Below are 18,190 nucleotides of genomic sequence, written 5' to 3'. Positions count from 1 at the left end.
TTTTTAAAATTATCAATCTTTGCTCTTTATTATTCTTAAATTAAATTATATTTCTTTATCAAAATAAAGGGGTCTTAATAGACTCCTTTATTTTGATTTTTATGTTAACTCTTATTTAAAATGCATTTGCTACTAAGCTTTGCATACTTCTTCTTTTTTATTTTTTGATGTATTTGATTTTTTTACTCCATATATTGTTTCATATATTTCCACTAATTCAGTTACTAATGGTAATCTTGGGTTAGCTGGAGTACATTGATCATCAAATGCATCTAATGCTAATCTTTCTATTGCAGCGAAATAAGTTTCTTCATCTATACCACACTCTTTTACTGTCATTGGTATATTTACTTCTTTCATTAAGCTTCTTATAGCTTCAACTAGGTTCTTAACACCTTCTTCTGTAGTATTAACTTTTAATCCTAAATATTTAGCTATTTCAGCATATTTTTTATCTGCTACGAAAGACTTATATTTAGGGAATGCAGCAAACTTAGTTGGCATAGTTGCATTATATTCTATTACATGAGGTAATAATATTGCATTAGCTCTACCATGTGGTATATGGAACTCTGATCCCAGTTTATGAGCTAATGAATGGTTTATTCCTAAGAATGCATTTGCAAATGCCATACCTGCCATGCAAGAAGCATTGTGCATTTTTTCTCTAGCTTCTTTACCTTCTGCAGTATTAGCTCCTTTATATGATTTTGGTAAATATTCAAATACCATTTCTATAGCTTTTATAGCTAAAGCATCTGTATAATCTGTTGCCATTACAGATACATAAGCTTCTATAGCATGAGTTAATACATCTAATCCTGTATCTGCAGTAACTGCTGCTGGTACTGTCATTACGAAGTTTGGATCTATTATAGCTACGTCTGGAGTTAATTCATAATCAGCTAAAGGATATTTAACATTGTTTACTTTATCAGTTATAACTGCGAAAGATGTAACTTCTGAACCAGTTCCTGAAGTAGTTGGAATAGCTACCATTTTAGCTTTTCTTCCTAATTTAGGGAACTTGTATATTCTTTTTCTTATATCCATGAATTTTAATCTTAAATCTTCAAAGTCTGCTTCTGGGTTTTCATAGAATAACCACATACCCTTAGCAGCATCCATTGCAGATCCTCCACCTAACGCTATTATAGTATCAGGCTTAAACTTTCTCATTGCCTCAGCACCATTTAATACTGTATCTACAGACGGATCTGGTTCTACATCACAGAATATATCTATCATAACTGGGTTTCTTCTTTTTCTTAGATGGTATTCTAATTTTTCAACATATCCTAATTGAACCATCATTCTATCAGTTACAATCATAACTCTTTCTGTGTTTGGTAATTTTTCTAAGTATTGTACTGATCCAACTTCATGGTATATTCTATCTGGAACTTTGAACCATTGCATATTTACTCTTCTCTTAGTAACTTTCTTAAGGTTTATTAAGTTTACAGCTGATACGTTATCAGTAGTTGAGTTGTTACCCATAGATCCACATCCTAAAGTTAATGATGGTGTATTCACGTTATATACATCTCCTATTGCACCGTGAGTAGATGGCGCGTTTACTAATAATCTTCCTGTTCTTACTCTATTACTAAATTCTAGTATTATATCATCATCATTTGAATGTATAACTGCTGAGTGACCTAATCCACCAAACTCTGTCATTTCAACACATTTTTGTATACCATCTTTAGCATCTTTAGCTTTTATACAAGCAAGTACTGGACTTAACTTTTCTTTAGATAATGGATAATCTACTCCTACTCCACCTATTTCAGCTACTAATATTTTTACATCCTTTGGTATTTCAAATCCTGCCATTTGTGCTATTGTATATGGACTTTGTCCAACTATATTAGGATTTAATGAATTAGTCTCTGGGTTTATAACTGTTTTTTCTAATAATTCTTTTTCTTTTGAATTTACAAAGTAACAGTTATATCCTTTCATTATTTCAACTACATCATTGTATATAGGTTCTTCTACTATAACTGCTTGCTCTGAAGCACATATCATTCCGTTGTCAAATGACTTAGATAATATTAAATCATTTACAGCTTGCTTAACATCAGCAGTTTTTTCTATAAAACAAGGTACGTTACCTGCTCCAACTCCTAGTGCTGGTTTTCCTGAAGAGTAAGCAGATTTTACCATTCCAGGTCCTCCAGTTGCTAATATTAACGATACTCCATTATTTTTCATAAGAGCACTTGAAGCTTCTAATGATGGTACTTCTATCCATTGAATACAGTTTTCTGGAGCACCAGCTTCTACAGCTGCATCTCTTAATATTTTCGCAGCTTCTGCTGAACATTTTTGAGCTGATGGATGGAAACTGAATATTATTGGATTTCTTCCTTTTATAGATATTAACGATTTAAACATTGTTGTTGAAGTTGGGTTAGTAACAGGAGTAACCCCAGCTACAACACCTATTGGTTCTGCAACCATCATGTATCCTTCTTCATCGTTTTCTTCGATAACTCCAACTGTTTTTTTGTATTTTATACTATTATAAACATATTCAGTAGCGAATATATTTTTAGTTACTTTATCTTCGAATATTCCTCTTTTAGTTTCTTCTACTGCCATTTGAGCAAGCTCTATATGTTTATCAAGACCTGCTTTAGCCATAGCCCCTACTATTTTATCTATTGCTTCTTGGTCTAACTTTAGCATAGCATCCTTAGCTATATTTGCCTTTGTTACTAAATCATTAATCATGTTTTCTACACTAAATTCTTGCTTTGCTTCTACTTTAGTATTTTTTACTTCCTTTGCCATAATCAATTCCTCCCAATAATTTTTTATATAAAACTATGTTAGTTAATTAACAAACTTACTATAATTAGATAATACATTACCCGATTATTTATGTCAATATGTTTTGTTATTTTTTTATCTATGTCGTACAATGAAAACGTTTTTATTTTATTCACGCTGAAAAAACGTTTAAAATCTAACCTTTTAACCTTATTTAAATTCTTATTTATTTTTTTATTTTAGCAAAAAAATAAGATAGTTAAAAATTAGTCAACTATCTTACATTTTAATGAATTTTTATTTAAAAATAACTTCTACTTCTTTGTATCCTATACTTTTAAGCATATTTTCTATACTTAATTTAGTATTTACTTTTACTTCATCTATAAAACCTTCATCTATTATCTTTTTTTCATATTCTTTTTTATATTTATTAACATCATCAAAAACTTCTTGCACTCCTAATTTATTAAATATAGAGCTTTTTACATCATATACATATAAATTATTATTATCTATATAGTGGTCTAGTATTTCACATTTTTTTATTTCAACCAGTATTTTATCTCCTGTATTTTTAGTTATACTTATATTTTCAGGCTTTACACCTGCATTTATAACTCCATTGTACTTAATTACAAATGATTTTTCTGTAAAAGGAATCTTTATATCATTTATACTTTTATCTTTTTTTACTGTAACAACGTTACTATAGTTATATTTTACTGTATTTATATCTAGTACTTGACTTATGGTATCTATAACCTTTGTTGTATCCTTATATATGTTTTGATTACTTTTATATTTATGTATAGAGCATGCAGTTGTTATTACTAGCAATAAAATGGGTAATAATATGAGCAATATCTTAATTTTTTTTCGTTTTTGTAACACATTACTTCCTCCTTTTGATATAATAATTTTTGTTGTTAGCAAATACGCTCATGATATCGCTTATTTAAAACTAGCGATTTAGATATAAAATATTTTGTAAATTAAAATAATATATTTCTTTAGTATATATTATTTTATGAGAGGAGAAATTTTAATATGTCATTATTAGTTTTTGGACATAAGAATCCTGATACAGATTCTATATGTTCTTCAATTTCATTATCTTACTTAAAAAATCAATTAGGTATAGATGCAAAGCCTTACGCTTTAGGAGAGGTTAGAAAAGAAGCTCAATTTGTTTTAGATTACTTTAAAGTTGATGCTCCAGAAGTTTTATCAACTTCAGTAAAAGGATTAGATGTTGTATTAGTTGACCACAACGAATACGCTCAAAGTGTTGATGATATAAAGGATGCTAATATAGTTGAAATAGTTGACCACCATAAAATAGGAGGAATAGCTACTGATGTACCTATAAGCTTTAGAGTTATGCCTGTTGGATGTAGTTGTACAGTAATATACAATATGTTTAAAGAAAATAATGTAGAGATTCCTTATCATATAGCTGGCCTTTTATTATCTGCTATATTATCAGATACATTATTATTTAAATCTCCAACTACTACTGATAAAGATAAAGAAGCTTGTGAAGTATTAAGTAAAATAGCTAACGTTAATATGGAAGAATATGCTATGGAAATGTTTAAAGCTGGTACTTCTTTAGATGAGTTCAGTATAGAAGAAATAGTAAACATGGATTTTAAAGAGTTCAATATGAGTGAAAAAAGAGTTGGTATAGGACAAGTATTTACTTTAGATATAGATTCTATATTAGCTAAAAAAGATGATTTCTTAGCTTATATAAATGCATCTGAATATGATATGTTAGTTTTAGCATTAACTGACATAATAAAAGAAGGTTCTTATTTAATATACAAAGCTGATGATAACATAATATCTGATGCTTTTAATGTAAGTGCTCACCAAGGAGTATTTTCTGAAGGTGTTGTTTCTAGAAAGAAACAATTAGTTCCAAACTTAACTCAAGCTATAAAAGCTACAGTTTAAATAAAAAAAAAGGAAGGTATATACCTTCCTTTTTCTTTTTATTCGTTAATTTAATTCCTTAACTAAATTATTTAGTGTTAATTAAATAATGTGGTCTAAAATGTTTATTAATTGCGTTGCTATTGTTTTTAGGATAACTTATATATTAAACCAAGTTACCATTATTGTAAAGGCATAATTTAATATATTTTAAAGGAAAATAATTACATTTTTTCAACATCTGAGTAATCTACACCAAAAGTCTCAACAGTTACATTTTTCATAACTTGTGGAGCCACTGGTCTATCAGCTCTATCTGTCTTAGTTGTAGCTATTTCATTAACTACATCCATACCTTCTATAACTCTACCAAATCCTGCATATTGTCCATCTAAGTGTGGAGAATTTTTATGCATTATAAAGAATTGAGATCCTGCTGAGTTAGGAGCCATAGTTCTAGCCATAGATAAAACTCCTGGTTCATGCTTTAAGTTATTAGTAAATCCATTCCCTTTGAATTCTCCTTTTATAGCATGTCCTGGTCCACCCATTCCATTTCCATTAGGGCATCCACCTTGTATCATAAATCCTTCTATAACTCTGTGGAATCCTACTCCATTGTAAAATCCTTCATTTATTAATGTTACAAAGTTCTTTACAGTATTAGGAGCTATATGTGGGTATAGTTCTGCTACTATTTTCTTTCCATTTTCCATTTCTATAGTTACTATAGGATTTTTATTTTCCATATTAATCTTCCTCTCTGTTTCAGTTATTGATTATGTATCTTTCATATATTATTATATACCAAGTTTAAGAAAAATCTCACAAAATTTTTATCTATTTCAATTTAATACAAAAAAGCTACTAAATTAATAGTAGCTTATTTCTTATCTCCATTTAACTGTGGTGTCTCTTTATAATCAACTTCTAATAAGTCTAATATTTGGCTAGCTCTTTCTTTAGTAGATCCTTTTACTTCAATATAATCTACGTTTTCAGATTGTAAAAAGCTAAGTATAGATTCATCTATTTTAAGGGCTATCTCTTCATCTTGCCATCTTACTCCATCTTGTACATATCCAAATTCTCTTGGAACATATACTATCATATCGTAGTTTTGTATATCTTCTATAGCTAAACAATATAAATCTTTAAGTATTTGTATTTCTTTTTTACTTCTTTTTTTATTACCTAACATAAATCTTCCATATATGTATGGTACAAAAGTAGCATAATCAGTAAGAGCATAATCAAACATTGATAATTCATCTTCTAATTTCTTTTGACCTAAATAAATACCATATTGTTCAGATATTGTTTCTATCATACCTTTATCTTTTAAATATTCTGTTGAATATTCTAAGGCATACCCAGCATTTAAACCTGCTATTTTCATTTCAACGTATAAATGTTGTATTAATGTAGTTTTTCCACATCTTGGGCCACCTAAAACTGCGATTCTCTTAGTTGCCATGTTTATATCAACTCCATATATTATTTTCTCATTATTAAAGAACTTTTATATTATACTAACAATTAGAAGTTTATTCAATGTTTTTGAGACAATTCTATTTATTTACATGGAATTGTTCATATTTATAATATATATTAAAAGTTTTAATTTTTTATTGTTTATATATTTAGTTCTAAGTTCTTCCCTATATTATAACCTTCATAGTATAATTCTTTACAAAACTCTGGCTCAAATCTAAGAGTATCATTTTTACCAAATATGGTTTTAGGTCTAACTACTATTATATTATCTTCATTGTATATATCTTTTATATTTTCAGGTAAAACGTAATCATGCCTTGTGGATATTAATATTATTTTATCCACATTATCCTCAATCAAAGGTTTTATTAGTGTATTATTTACTAATCCACCATCAAGTTTGTATCCATCATAAATTCCGTCCATTAAATCTTTACCAAATTGGTTTTTAAAATCTAACGTTCCAGATGGATTAAAAGGAAGTAATGAACTGTATTTAATGCTATTTAAACCTTCTGATTTATCTAATTCTGATACATTTACAATTTTTTCATTTAAGTTCTTGTTTTCTATTTCTATATAGTTTACATATAAGTTTGTTTTTGACTTATTATTGTTAGTAAGTTCATTTAATCCATCAATTATTATTGAGTTGTCCACAGTATTATCAACTATTTTGACATCGTTTTCAGAAGTTTTCTGAATATTTATCCACATTTCTTGCAAGTTTTCAACATTATCTGTGAATATATAATATCCATTTATCGCTCCTATTGATGTTCCTGCTATAGCGTCAAATTTATTTATACCTCTATCGCATAAAGCTTTTATAACTCCTGCTTGGTATGAGCCTTTTGCTCCTCCTCCTGAAAGACATAATCCTATCTTCATAATACTATCTCCTTATCTAAACTTCATAAAATTTACTAAATGTCTTGTATATACTATAATGATCTTTAACACTACCTAATTCTCTTATAGAGTGCATTGCTAGTATTGGACTACCAATATCAACAGATGGAATATCTATATGAGTAGATGATATAGGTCCTATTGTGCTTCCTCCTCTTTCATCAGATCTATTAACAAATTCTTGATATTTAACCCCAGCTTCACTACATATATTTTTATAAACAGATATAGAATATGCATCACTTGTGTATGCTTGGTTAGCATTTATTTTTATAACTGGTCCTTCACCCATAACCGGTCTATTAGTTGGGTCATGCTTTTCTGATAAATTCGGATGAACTGCATGAGCTAAGTCTGCTGATATCATAAATGATGAGTAAATAGATGTAAAGAATTCTTCTCTATCTTTTCCTAATGACATACAAATTCTTTCTAATATGTTAAGTAACATATTAGAATCTGCACCTTGCTTAGTAGAGCTACCTACTTCTTCATTATCAAATACAGCTACAACATTTATTCCATTTTCTCCTTTTATATCTATAAGAGAATTTAAACTAGCATGGGCCATTGATAAATTATCTAATCTGCCACTTGATATAAATTCTTCATTTGTTCCTATTAAACGTCCTTTTTCAAATTCATATAAGAATAAATCGAAGTCTATAATATCTTCTAAATTCACGCCTAAATTTATTGCTAGTTGATTTAATAAGAAATTATCCTTTTCTAAGCTATCATTTAATAATCCAACTAAAGGTAACATATCTTTTTGTTTATTTAAAGCATATCCTTCATTAACACTTTTGTTCATATGTATAGCTATGTTAGGTATTATACAAATTGGCTTATTTAAATTTACTATTTCTTCTTTAGGTTTTAATACATGATCTCCTTTTAATACAACTCTACCAGCTATCCCCAATGGTCTATCTAGCCATGTATTTAATATGGGGCCACCATAACATTCTGTATTTAATTTTAAGTACGTTTTTTCTACAGACATTTCTGCATTTGGTTTTATTCTAAATATTGGTGAATCTGAATGAGAACTTATTATTCTAAATCCTTCTCTTTCTATATTCTTTGAATTTATAGTAAAAGCTACTATTGCAGATAAATTCTTTGTCACATAATACTTTTTACCTACTTCTAAGTTCCATTTTTCATTTAATTTTAATTCCTCAAATCCATTTACATTTAAAAGTTCTTTAGATGTTTTAACTGCATGAAATGATGTTGGACTGTTGTAAATAAATTCTATAAGGTCTTTTGCAAAATTCTTTTCATTCATTTTATTGCCTCCTTATTTTGTATTAAAAAATTTATAGCTAAAAATTAATACTAATTTCTAGCTATAAATATTATTTACTATAGTATATCTAATGTTGTATATTCTTTATTTATCTTCTTAATTCCTTGTTGAACAAATGCTATTGTAACATCTGAACCAACCATCGAAACTACTGTACCAACTCCAAACTTAGGATGATGTACTTTACTTCCTAGTTTTATATCATCTGGGTTTGTTTCCTTTGTAGTATCTTTTACTGTTGCTTTTACATTGTCTGCTACTTTTGATCTATTAACATTGTTCATGTATTTTTGCTTATATTTATCTAATACATTGTAATTTGCCTTAGAATAAGTTAATTCTTTTTCAACTTTATTAAGCTTTTCTATACACTCTTCTGGTAATTCTTCCATAAATCTAGATGCTATAGATGGATTCGTTTTTCCATATAAAGTTCTTCTTTTTGTTAAAGTCATATATAAAACTTCTTTTGCCCTTGTTATTCCAACATAGCAAAGTCTTCTTTCTTCTTCTATATCAGAGTCATTCATTGACCTTACAGCCCTTGCTATAGGGAATAAACCTTCTTCTACACCTATAAGAAATACTACCGGGAACTCTAGTCCTTTTGATGTATGAATAGTCATAAGTGATACTTTATCATTTTCTTCATCATTACTAGTCTCTGATGTAAGTGCAACATTAGTTAAGAATGTTTCTAAATCTTGTTCTTCACTATTTTGTTCAAACTCTATCGCAATAGATATAAACTCTTTTAAGTTATCTATTCTATCTTGTGATTCATCACTTTTATCTTTAGATAGTTCTTCTACATATCCTGTTGTTTCTAGCACTTTTTCTATTAACTTACTAACAGGGTATACCTCTTTTATAGTTCTAAGTGTACCTACAGTATCAACAAATCCACTTATACTATTTCTTGCTTTTGTTGATATATCTGAATTAGTTTCTATATCGATTAAAACAGAGTATATACTCTCTTGCTTTAAACTTGCTCTATCTTCTATTTTTTCTATAGTTCTAAGACCTATCCCTCTTCTTGGAACATTTATTATTCTTTTTAATGATATATCATCTTGAGGATTTTGTATAACTCTTAAGTATGCAACTAAATCTTTTATCTCTTTTCTTTCATAAAACTTAGTACCACCATATATGTTATATGGTATTTGACTTCTATTTAAAGCATCTTCTACAGAACGTGCTTGTGCATTCGCTCTATATAATACTGCAAAGTCCTTATAGCTTCTATTTTCTTCTCTCGATATTTTAGCTATCATATCAGCAACAAAATCAGATTCTTCTATTTCATTATCAGCTAATTGTATTTTAATTAGCTCGCCCTCTTTTTTCTCACTCCATAGTTTTTTTCTTTTTCTTTCTATATTATTAGATATAACTGTGTTAGCTGCATCTAATATAACTTGAGTAGATCTATAGTTTTGCTCTAATTTTACTACATGAACATCATCATAATCTCTTTCAAACTCAAGTATATTTCTTATATCAGCGCCTCTCCACCCATAGATACTTTGATCGTCATCTCCAACGACACATATATTTTGATGTTGTCTTGCTAACAATTTTATTAATTCATATTGAGCTTTACTTGTATCTTGATACTCATCGACCATTATATACTTAAATCTACTTCTATAAAAGTCTAATACCTCTGAGTCTTCTTTGAAAAGCTCTACTGTTTTGTATATTAAATCATCAAAATCTAATGCACTATTTCTCTTTAAACGATCTTGGTATAGAGCATATATATCTGCTATTTTACTCATTCTATTATCATGCATATGCATAGCTTTAAATTGCTTTGGGCTATATAGCTTATCCTTTGCCCCAGAGATTGTACTTATAACAACCTTAGGTTCAAATACCTTATCACTTAAGTTTAGCTCTTTTAAACAGTCTTTCACTAATGTAACTTGATCCGAACTATCATATATTACGAAACTCCTATTATATCCGATTCTATTTATATCTTTTCTAAGTATTCTAACACAACAAGAATGGAAAGTACTTATCCACATTTCTTTTGTATCCGACCCTAAAGTTTCTTCAACTCTTTCTCTCATTTCAGTAGCTGCCTTATTAGTAAATGTTATAGCTAATATATTTGGAGCTTGTACACCTTTATCTTCTATAAGGTGGGCTATTCTAGTTGTTAAAACTCTTGTTTTACCTGACCCTGCTCCCGCTAGTATAAGTACCGGACCTTCTGTCTTTTCTACAGCTTCTCTCTGGGCGGGATTTAATGTATCTAAATTCATATATATCCTCCTATTAACAATCTTATATATATATTTTAATCTAAAATAAGTATTTCTTCAAATTTAAGAATCTCACTATTCTTAATGTTTTCCAATATAATGAAAAACTAACATATGCAATAAAATTATTCTAACTTTTATTGCACTATATTATAGTATATATCTTATTAGCAATTAAAAAAAGAGATAGTATCTACTATCTCTTCAAAAACTTACTTTTATAAATTAATTTTAATTAGCTTTAACTTTTCCATCTATAATTAACTTTGTTTGTTCTTCAACATAATCAAGTATATCTTTGTCTACATTTTTATCACTACTTGGAGCTATACCAACGGCTTTATCTTTAAGCCCATAGATTATTGCCTTTCCACCATCAAATTTTCCTTTAGTTATATTTGATATAATGTCTAAAACACCTATATCTACTCTTTTCATTGCAGATGTTATTACATGGTCTGGAGCTAAATTATTTTGATCCATATCAACCCCTATTGCAAATTTGTCTTTTTCTCTAGCTGCTTCTATTGCTCCTGTACCAACTCCACCAGCCGCTGAAAAAATTATATCTACTCCTTTTGAGTACATTTGACTTGCTATTGATTTTCCTAAACTTGCATCATCAAATGAGTTTGCATATTGTGATAATACATCAACATCAGTATTAACTGCTTTAACACCAGATATAAACCCTTCTTCAAATCTAGTTATATTTGGTATTTTCATACCTCCTATAAATCCAACTTTTTTGGTTTCACTCATTTTAGCTGCAATTATACCCACTAAATATGATGCTTCTCTTTCATCAAAAGTTGCACATATCATATTTTTAGGTATTTCTTGTCCATCTTCCTCATAATTATGGTCTATTATTACAAATTTCTTTTCAGGATAAAGATTAGCCGCATTTAGCATTGATTCTGCAGTTGTATATCCTACCCCTATTATTAAATCTACATCTTGGTCTATAAATGTTTCTATATTTGGAGCATAATCCGCATCTTGAGTAGACTCTAAATATGTACCTTTTATTCCTAATTCCTTCTTAGCTTTTTCTAAACCTTCTAATGATGATTGATTAAATGATTGATCATTAGCTCCTCCTTCTCCCAATACTATACCTACTGAAAAATCATCCTTTTTATCAGATTTTAATTCTTCCTCTTTTTTTGTAGAGCTACACCCAACAATATTTACTAATAATATAATTGACATAGTAATAACTGTAAAATACTTTCTTAATTTTCCCATATTTTATCCCCCTTAAAATATTTAAGTCATCATCATGATTTTAACATCTGTCTTTACAGTTGTAAATGCACAAAAAAATAAACCTTAGTATTTTTCTACTAAGGTTTATCAAAACATAGGCAATCATTATTTAATTTATATTTAAATAGGTTTAGGGCTAATTAATTATTGAGTACTGATTTTTTCCAATACTCATACAACAACTCTTCATTTTTAAATAATGGAATTTCCATATTTTTATGTACTTTTACTAACCAAGGTAATTCTAGACCTGCCTTAATTATATTATCTTCATTAGTAAATACATCTTCTGTAATTCCTTCTTGAGTAATTTTTCCTTTATCTAAAATATATACATAGTCACATATTTCATAAATTAAATTCATATCGTGACTTGATATAACTACCTTCACATTTCTATCTTTTAAATTTTTAATTATTTCTACTATATGCTTTGTACTTATTGGGTCTAATCCTGCTGTTGGCTCATCTAATAAAACCATTTTATTTTCCATAGCTATTACTGATGCTATTGCTACTCTCTTTTTTTGTCCATAGCTTAAAAAGTGAACTGGTTTATTTATAAAATCTATTCCATTAACGGCTATTAAAGCTCTTCTTATTTTCTCTTTTATAATTGTTTCTTCTGTACCAATATTTCTTAAAGCAAAAGCTAAATCGTCATATACTCTTGAGTAAAATATTTGTTTTTCTGGATCTTGAAACACTATGCCAACATCTTTTCTAAGATTGTATAAGCTTTTTTTATCATGCTTTAATTTTTTTCCATCCAATAAAATTTCTCCAGATGTTGGTTTTAAAATCCCCATTAAGTTCATAAATAAAGTCGATTTACCAGATCCATTTGATCCTATTATTCCTATTATATTTCCTTTTGAAAAATTCATATTAATATTTGATAGTGCTTTTGAATTTTTTTCGTAATTGTATGTTAAGTTATTAATCGTAAACATTTTCATCCCCTACTATCTGAAATTTTCCATCATACAGTTTCATATCTAGAGATATAGACATGTCTTCGTATCTTTTCATCATTCTTTTGTATAATAAATTTCCAAGAAGTCCAATCGATTTATATGATGTCTTTAAATTTATGTATCCAAATCTTAATTCCTGAGATTTTCTAATATCTGAAACTTCTTCTAAAAATATAAATATAAATCTATATGTAAGCATTGATAGCTCTATTATTGTATCTGATATATGAAGACTTTTTAATAAAAATAGTAATTGATTAAAAGGTGTTGTAAGAACAAAAAAGTATACACACATTAAGCAAGACATTGATCTAAACAACAAATATAATGATGTATTTAAAGATTGACTTGATACTCCTATATATAAATTAAAAATCTTAAAACTATATAGTAAATTTTCATGATTAAATGATATATTTATTAAATTAATTATTATTCCCATAAATAAAAAGTAAATCGGTATTTTAAGTAGCTTCAAGTAACTTTTTAAATCTATTTTAGCAATGCAAACAATAGATAAACTCATTAATATCATTATACTTGATAGTATTAATATACTATGTGTTAGCATAGAGACAATTAAAAAAATTGTCCCTATACCAACCTTTATTTTTGGATTTATATTACTTAATTTATTTGTATATGCATATTTATCAATTAAAAGCATATTTATTTTCTCCTTCTGCTACCTAAGTAGTAACCTATCACTCCTGCTCCTAATGCTGCTTGCGTTGAAAATAATAAACTTTCTATTTCTCCACTTGGTGGCTCATATAGACTATTAAACCATGGCTCATATCCTGGATTTATTTGACCTATTAGGTCTTCTGCTTCTCCATCTGCTCCACCGTATTCAGCTCCTGAGTTTAGTATTAGAGGAGTTATAATAAGCACTACTGCTAATAAAAGCAATAGCCAATTAGTTTTATTCACTGATTTCGCATTTGTATTCATCATAATCAACTCCTTTCCCTTCTTTTGCAGTTATTAAATTATACATTATAGTACTTAATATACCTTCTGCTATTGCTATTGGTATTTGAGTCATAAAGAAAACTCCTAAAAATTTAGTAGCTGATGCCATTATCCCACCTGAAGGATCAGGGAATGCTACCGCTAATTGTATAGCAGTTATTGTATATGTAGCTAAATCTCCAAGTGCAACACTTATAAATACATTAGTTCCAGTTTTTACATTTCTCTTCTTTAAGAATCTATATAATAAAAATGATACTATAGGACCTACTATTGCCATAGAAAATGCATTCGCTCCTAAAGTTGTAAGTCCACCATGAGCTAGGAGTAGTGCCTGGAATAATAGTACTATTGTACCTAATACAACCATTACACTTGGTCCAAATAATATTGCTCCTAAACCAACTCCTGTTGGGTGTGAACAGCTTCCTGTTAATGATGGTATTTTTAAAGCTGAAAGTACAAATACAAATGCTCCACATAGAGCTAAAAGTACTTTTTTCTTAGGCTCTTCTTTAATTACTTTGTTTATAGATTTTAATCCTATTAATAAAAATGGTATGAATATTACACTCCACATAATGGACCACTTCATTGGCAAAAATCCTTCCATTATGTGCATTGCATTAGAGTTAATCGGGTTTAATACGATTAAAAGAAATGCTGATGCTAATATTAGCTTTAGTTTTTTCATAATTTCCCCTTCTTTCTTTAGCTATTTACTTAATGATTCGCCATATAAATTGTTATTTTATCTGATCATATGCATTTAAGCTTATTTCACCCTAGAAGGAATTATATTTCCAATAGAAAAAAGCCTAACGGTTGAGTTAGGCTTCTTTTAACAATACTAATATTGTATACTTTCAAGAAACTTTCTCCCTCCCCGAAGAAATTACTTAAATATTATTAGGCAGGTCTCCTGGCTTAGCATCATCCTACTCCTTAGCCTTCCCATGATAATCACAGTGGCTTAAGTTTAAGTTTCGTTAGCTTTACAGTAGCGGGGGCTGCAGAGGACTTTAACCTCTTTCCCTATTAATCTTTCTTCAAGAACCTATAATATTTTATATTATTTTTTATAATTACATATTATATATTACACATATATACACTTTGTTAAATTATTGGCTAATCATTTATATAATATATTCTATATATATTTTTATATTCCTTCTTATTTTTCAAATTTTTTACAAATTTTTTATTTTTATAAGAAATTATATTTTACTTAAATTTATGCTAAATATAATTTTTATATGCTATTTTTATTAATCCCTAATAATTTTCTTTAAATACATTGATACTATATCAGAAAATCGATCTATATTTTTTGTGTATATAAAATCTTTTCCATATATTAATCTTTCTGAACCTAGTTCACTTTCCTTACCTGTAAATACCCCTAATACCAAAATTCTTTTTTGCCTAGCAATTCTTACTTCTTTTGCACTGTCTAATACTCCTACATTGCCTTTATAAGACATTTCTCCTCTTATAGTTCTTTCTCTATCCTTACCGATTTTAACGTCATTAGGTTTTCCATCACTTAGAACTATAAGTATTTTATTTTCTTCGCCTCTTTCTAATAATCCATCACATGTAGATTTTATGGCTAACCCGTCTCTATTATTACCTGCACAGAAGTACTCAAATATATTTTCACTACTATCTATTGAATCTTCATAGTCTTTAAATCGTTTTAGTATTGTATAATCCATAAAGCTAGAAAAACCCATTACCCTATTTGGTATACCAACCATAGTTAGTGCTCTTGCTATTATATATCCTTGAGTTGCAACATTAGCTTGATTCCTGCTTTGAGATCCACTAGCATCTAATAATATATCTATTACATACTTTCCTTTTTCGCTAACTATATCCTTATAAAATATTTTATTATTATTACTCCTAGATGCTCTCCATGCTCTAGAAGCATATACCGTTCCACAATCTGAATATACTCTGCTACTTTCACTCTCTTCTATTAATATTCTTGATAAGCTATCCTTTAATTTGGCTATATTTCTTCTATGAATTTTAACCTTATCTCTAAATTTACTTATATTATTTTCTTTTTGTCTTGTAGCATATTTTATCTGAGCAACATTACTACATTCACTTCTTAAAACTCCATCTGTAAAATGAATTCTACATCCCTCATGGACACCTCTACAATTTTTACTTTCTATCTTTTTTATCTCTGATTTATTTTTATATGATTTTCCATAGTAATGTTCTATTTTCTCATATATTTTATTAACCATTTCTTCATCTACATATATAACTCTATTGGCTGAGTTTGAAGATTCTTTTATATACATTTCACCTATGCTTTCAACTAATATAGAAGATGATAATTCTTGTATTTCATTTTCTATAAAATTTTTTTCATTGTTATAAAGTTCTTCATACATAAAATCTGAAAATGTATCAAAATTTATATTATCTTTAGTTTTATAATTATATTCTTTATTAATATCTTCACCTTGCAATATCTGTTCAAAATACATTAAATATACTTTATCTATGTCTTGTAAAATATCTACTATATTTTTATTTACATCTATCTCTTTAATGCTGTTCATTATTCTTCGTGTAAGCCCATCTACTACCGGATGCTTACCCATTCCTTCTAATACATTTGCATATTTAATCTTTTGTAATATATCTTCATTGTATATCTTACTAAACCCAGAGATAATATCTTTATACGCTTTACTTCTTATATCTTCTACTCCTGGCCTATCTATCATAACCTTCGATTCTACAACTTTATTTAATACAATTTGAACTAAACTCAAAATAGTAGATAAATCATATCCACCTTTAACTCTATTAATTATATATTTTTTTACTAAATCCCATTCTATGTATTTATGTCTAGCACCAGCCATTATAGCAAAATACATGGCAACTTCTTTAGAATTATAATCTTGATTTGAAATACTTACATCTTCATCATATTTGCCTGATATAGTCCAAGATAAATTATTTATTCTGTTTTCAAATTCATAATCACTATATATCCATTTCATAATATCTCCTACCTAAATAAATTTTTACTTATAATAAAGCTTTATTTAAATTCATACTTGGAAATATATCTTCACTTTTCCACTTATCAGGAATTCTAGTTTTAATTATATCTTGTACCATTTCTTTTTCGTATATATCAAAGCTCTTGCTTGTTATTCCCATACTAATTGCTAAAGATGGACTTAACCCTCTTCTTATAGTCTTTAAAGAGCCTATTAGTCCTCTTAAATCTATTGATTTAGTAGATATTTCTCCATTTTGAGATTTTAACTGCAAATCTAAGAATATCCCTGCAAATTGGTTTAATTTTTCTTCATCCGCATCGCCAAATTCATTTCTTAAAATAAACATTAACTTATCTTCATCAACTGCTGGTATATCTATGACCATAAATCTAGAAACTAATGCTTCATTTAATTCCTTAGTTCCTGCATATTCGTAATTCATAGTACCAATAAATCTAGTTGCTTGATGTAAATTAATTCTTTCATATCCTGGTACATCTATAACTCTTCTATAATCTAAAGCTGAATGAAGTACTGCAATTGCATCATTTTTAGCCATATTGATTTCATCAAATACTCCAAATCCACCATTTATCGCACACTCATACACAGATCCCCTTCTTAATTTAACTTCATTATCTATAAAAGTATCTGTACCTATTAAAGTCGTGCTGTCAGTATTAATATGAAAAGATGTATTCCATTGAGGTCTATTAAATATTTCTGATAAGTTATCTGCTAATAAATTTTTTCCCGTAGCTTTGGGTCCTGATAATAAAATGTTTTGATCTTCTAAAATTGCTGATATGCTCATAGACAAAATATCTTTACCATAAAAATATTTTTTTGATTTGCTAATACGTTCTTCTAATTTATTTTCTAATTTATAATATTTTCTAAAATATAATACATCTTCAATAAGTATCTCATTTATTCCCTGTTTTCTTAAATTATCTATTATCTCCATATGTATCCCCTTTATTGTTAATAGTATAATTATATAGTAGCACAATATAATGTATTATTTCTTTATATAAAAAAAACTCCCATCTAGGAGTTTAAAATAAAAAAGATTACGTGGCTACGTCTTACTCTCCCAGGCAGTTGCCCACCAAGTACCATCAGCGCTAAAGAGCTTAACTTCTGTGTTCGGAATGGGAACAGGTGTATCCTCTTTGCTATTGTAACCACATAATC

At 28.2% G+C, this 18,190-nt stretch carries 15 protein-coding genes, 1 rRNA gene and 1 riboswitch; of the genes, 1 reads left to right on the top strand and 15 read right to left on the bottom strand.

All coding sequences use genetic code 11. The annotated features are described in order from the left end of the window. Window positions 1–132 precede the first annotated feature (132 nt). Entirely contained in the window at window positions 133–2,802 is a 2,670-nt protein-coding gene (gene adhE, locus JNUCC81_RS01760; protein ID WP_454095046.1) for a bifunctional acetaldehyde-CoA/alcohol dehydrogenase, read from the bottom strand. 276 nt (window positions 2,803–3,078) lie between these two features. Beyond that, on the bottom strand, window positions 3,079–3,675 hold the full coding sequence (locus JNUCC81_RS01755) for a DUF4230 domain-containing protein (protein ID WP_454095045.1): 597 nt from the start codon (window positions 3,673–3,675) through the stop codon (window positions 3,079–3,081). 156 nt (window positions 3,676–3,831) lie between these two features. Here JNUCC81_RS01755 and JNUCC81_RS01750 point away from each other — a divergent pair, with 156 nt between their 5' ends. Further along, complete coding sequence (locus tag JNUCC81_RS01750; protein ID WP_454095044.1) at window positions 3,832–4,743, top strand: manganese-dependent inorganic pyrophosphatase; 912 nt, start codon at window positions 3,832–3,834, stop codon at window positions 4,741–4,743. A 203-nt stretch (window positions 4,744–4,946) separates the two neighbouring features. On the opposite strand, the gene JNUCC81_RS01745 is transcribed toward JNUCC81_RS01750, so the two are convergent. The 13 genes from JNUCC81_RS01745 to rrf form a co-directional block, all read right to left on the bottom strand. Then, window positions 4,947–5,471 carry a peptidylprolyl isomerase gene (locus tag JNUCC81_RS01745; RefSeq protein WP_454095043.1) on the bottom strand — a complete coding sequence of 175 codons (525 nt, stop codon included), beginning with the start codon at window positions 5,469–5,471 and terminating at the stop codon, window positions 4,947–4,949. Between the two features lie 134 nt (window positions 5,472–5,605). After that, a complete protein-coding gene (locus JNUCC81_RS01740) occupies window positions 5,606–6,199 on the bottom strand; it encodes an AAA family ATPase (protein ID WP_208334879.1) in 594 nt (197 codons plus the stop codon). Between the two features lie 158 nt (window positions 6,200–6,357). Next, window positions 6,358–7,110, bottom strand: a complete 753-nt coding sequence (locus JNUCC81_RS01735; protein WP_454095042.1) for a patatin-like phospholipase family protein — start codon at window positions 7,108–7,110, stop codon at window positions 6,358–6,360. 16 nt (window positions 7,111–7,126) lie between these two features. Then, window positions 7,127–8,425 carry a M18 family aminopeptidase gene (locus JNUCC81_RS01730; RefSeq protein WP_454095041.1) on the bottom strand — a complete coding sequence of 433 codons (1,299 nt, stop codon included), beginning with the start codon at window positions 8,423–8,425 and terminating at the stop codon, window positions 7,127–7,129. A gap of 77 nt (window positions 8,426–8,502) precedes the next feature. Then, complete coding sequence (locus JNUCC81_RS01725; RefSeq protein WP_454095040.1) at window positions 8,503–10,725, bottom strand: DUF3553 domain-containing protein; 2,223 nt, start codon at window positions 10,723–10,725, stop codon at window positions 8,503–8,505. A gap of 231 nt (window positions 10,726–10,956) precedes the next feature. Next, window positions 10,957–11,976 (bottom strand): BMP family lipoprotein, encoded by a 1,020-nt coding sequence (locus JNUCC81_RS01720; RefSeq protein ID WP_454095039.1) that lies wholly within the window; start codon window positions 11,974–11,976, stop codon window positions 10,957–10,959. Between the two features lie 161 nt (window positions 11,977–12,137). Then, a complete protein-coding gene (locus JNUCC81_RS01715) occupies window positions 12,138–12,950 on the bottom strand; it encodes an energy-coupling factor ABC transporter ATP-binding protein (protein ID WP_454095038.1) in 813 nt (270 codons plus the stop codon). Then, the gene (gene cbiQ, locus JNUCC81_RS01710) at window positions 12,937–13,641 is read right to left on the bottom strand and encodes a cobalt ECF transporter T component CbiQ (RefSeq protein WP_454095037.1); all 705 of its coding nucleotides are present in this window, start codon (window positions 13,639–13,641) and stop codon (window positions 12,937–12,939) included. The genes JNUCC81_RS01715 and cbiQ overlap by 14 nt, the downstream gene beginning before the upstream one ends. 2 nt (window positions 13,642–13,643) lie before the next feature. Beyond that, entirely contained in the window at window positions 13,644–13,931 is a 288-nt protein-coding gene (locus JNUCC81_RS01705; protein WP_454095036.1) for an energy-coupling factor ABC transporter substrate-binding protein, read from the bottom strand. Continuing rightward, entirely contained in the window at window positions 13,900–14,643 is a 744-nt protein-coding gene (locus JNUCC81_RS01700) for an energy-coupling factor ABC transporter permease (protein WP_454095035.1), read from the bottom strand. The genes JNUCC81_RS01705 and JNUCC81_RS01700 overlap by 32 nt, the downstream gene beginning before the upstream one ends. Before the next feature lie 200 nt (window positions 14,644–14,843). Beyond that, a riboswitch (cobalamin riboswitch) is annotated at window positions 14,844–15,025 on the bottom strand. 195 nt (window positions 15,026–15,220) lie between these two features. Further along, window positions 15,221–16,987 (bottom strand): nitric oxide reductase activation-like protein, encoded by a 1,767-nt coding sequence (locus JNUCC81_RS01695; RefSeq protein ID WP_454095034.1) that lies wholly within the window; start codon window positions 16,985–16,987, stop codon window positions 15,221–15,223. A 28-nt stretch (window positions 16,988–17,015) separates the two neighbouring features. After that, a complete protein-coding gene (locus JNUCC81_RS01690; protein ID WP_454095033.1) occupies window positions 17,016–17,960 on the bottom strand; it encodes an AAA family ATPase in 945 nt (314 codons plus the stop codon). A 108-nt stretch (window positions 17,961–18,068) separates the two neighbouring features. Next, window positions 18,069–18,185, bottom strand: a 5S ribosomal RNA gene (rrf, locus tag JNUCC81_RS01685). Between the last annotated feature and the right edge of the window lie 5 nt (window positions 18,186–18,190).

This window comes from Faecalimicrobium sp. JNUCC 81, assembly GCF_053667625.1.
Note: the sequence above shows the minus strand (reverse complement) of the source record. Positions and strands in the feature narration are given on the sequence as shown.

Bases quoted from the DNA above. Each gene is read 5' to 3' on its own strand.
- adhE (WP_454095046.1), bottom strand. From the start codon at position 2,802: ATGGCAAAGGAAGTAAAAAATACTAAAGTAGAAGCAAAGCAAGAATTT.
- JNUCC81_RS01750 (WP_454095044.1), top strand. From the start codon at position 3,832: ATGTCATTATTAGTTTTTGGACATAAGAATCCTGATACAGATTCTATA.
- JNUCC81_RS01745 (WP_454095043.1), bottom strand. From the start codon at position 5,471: ATGGAAAATAAAAATCCTATAGTAACTATAGAAATGGAAAATGGAAAG.
- JNUCC81_RS01740 (WP_208334879.1), bottom strand. From the start codon at position 6,199: ATGGCAACTAAGAGAATCGCAGTTTTAGGTGGCCCAAGATGTGGAAAA.
- JNUCC81_RS01735 (WP_454095042.1), bottom strand. From the start codon at position 7,110: ATGAAGATAGGATTATGTCTTTCAGGAGGAGGAGCAAAAGGCTCATAC.
- JNUCC81_RS01730 (WP_454095041.1), bottom strand. From the start codon at position 8,425: ATGAATGAAAAGAATTTTGCAAAAGACCTTATAGAATTTATTTACAAC.
- JNUCC81_RS01725 (WP_454095040.1), bottom strand. From the start codon at position 10,725: ATGAATTTAGATACATTAAATCCCGCCCAGAGAGAAGCTGTAGAAAAG.
- JNUCC81_RS01720 (WP_454095039.1), bottom strand. From the start codon at position 11,976: ATGGGAAAATTAAGAAAGTATTTTACAGTTATTACTATGTCAATTATA.
- JNUCC81_RS01715 (WP_454095038.1), bottom strand. From the start codon at position 12,950: ATGTTTACGATTAATAACTTAACATACAATTACGAAAAAAATTCAAAA.
- cbiQ (WP_454095037.1), bottom strand. From the start codon at position 13,641: ATGCTTTTAATTGATAAATATGCATATACAAATAAATTAAGTAATATA.
- JNUCC81_RS01705 (WP_454095036.1), bottom strand. From the start codon at position 13,931: ATGATGAATACAAATGCGAAATCAGTGAATAAAACTAATTGGCTATTG.
- JNUCC81_RS01700 (WP_454095035.1), bottom strand. From the start codon at position 14,643: ATGAAAAAACTAAAGCTAATATTAGCATCAGCATTTCTTTTAATCGTA.
- JNUCC81_RS01695 (WP_454095034.1), bottom strand. From the start codon at position 16,987: ATGAAATGGATATATAGTGATTATGAATTTGAAAACAGAATAAATAAT.
- JNUCC81_RS01690 (WP_454095033.1), bottom strand. From the start codon at position 17,960: ATGGAGATAATAGATAATTTAAGAAAACAGGGAATAAATGAGATACTT.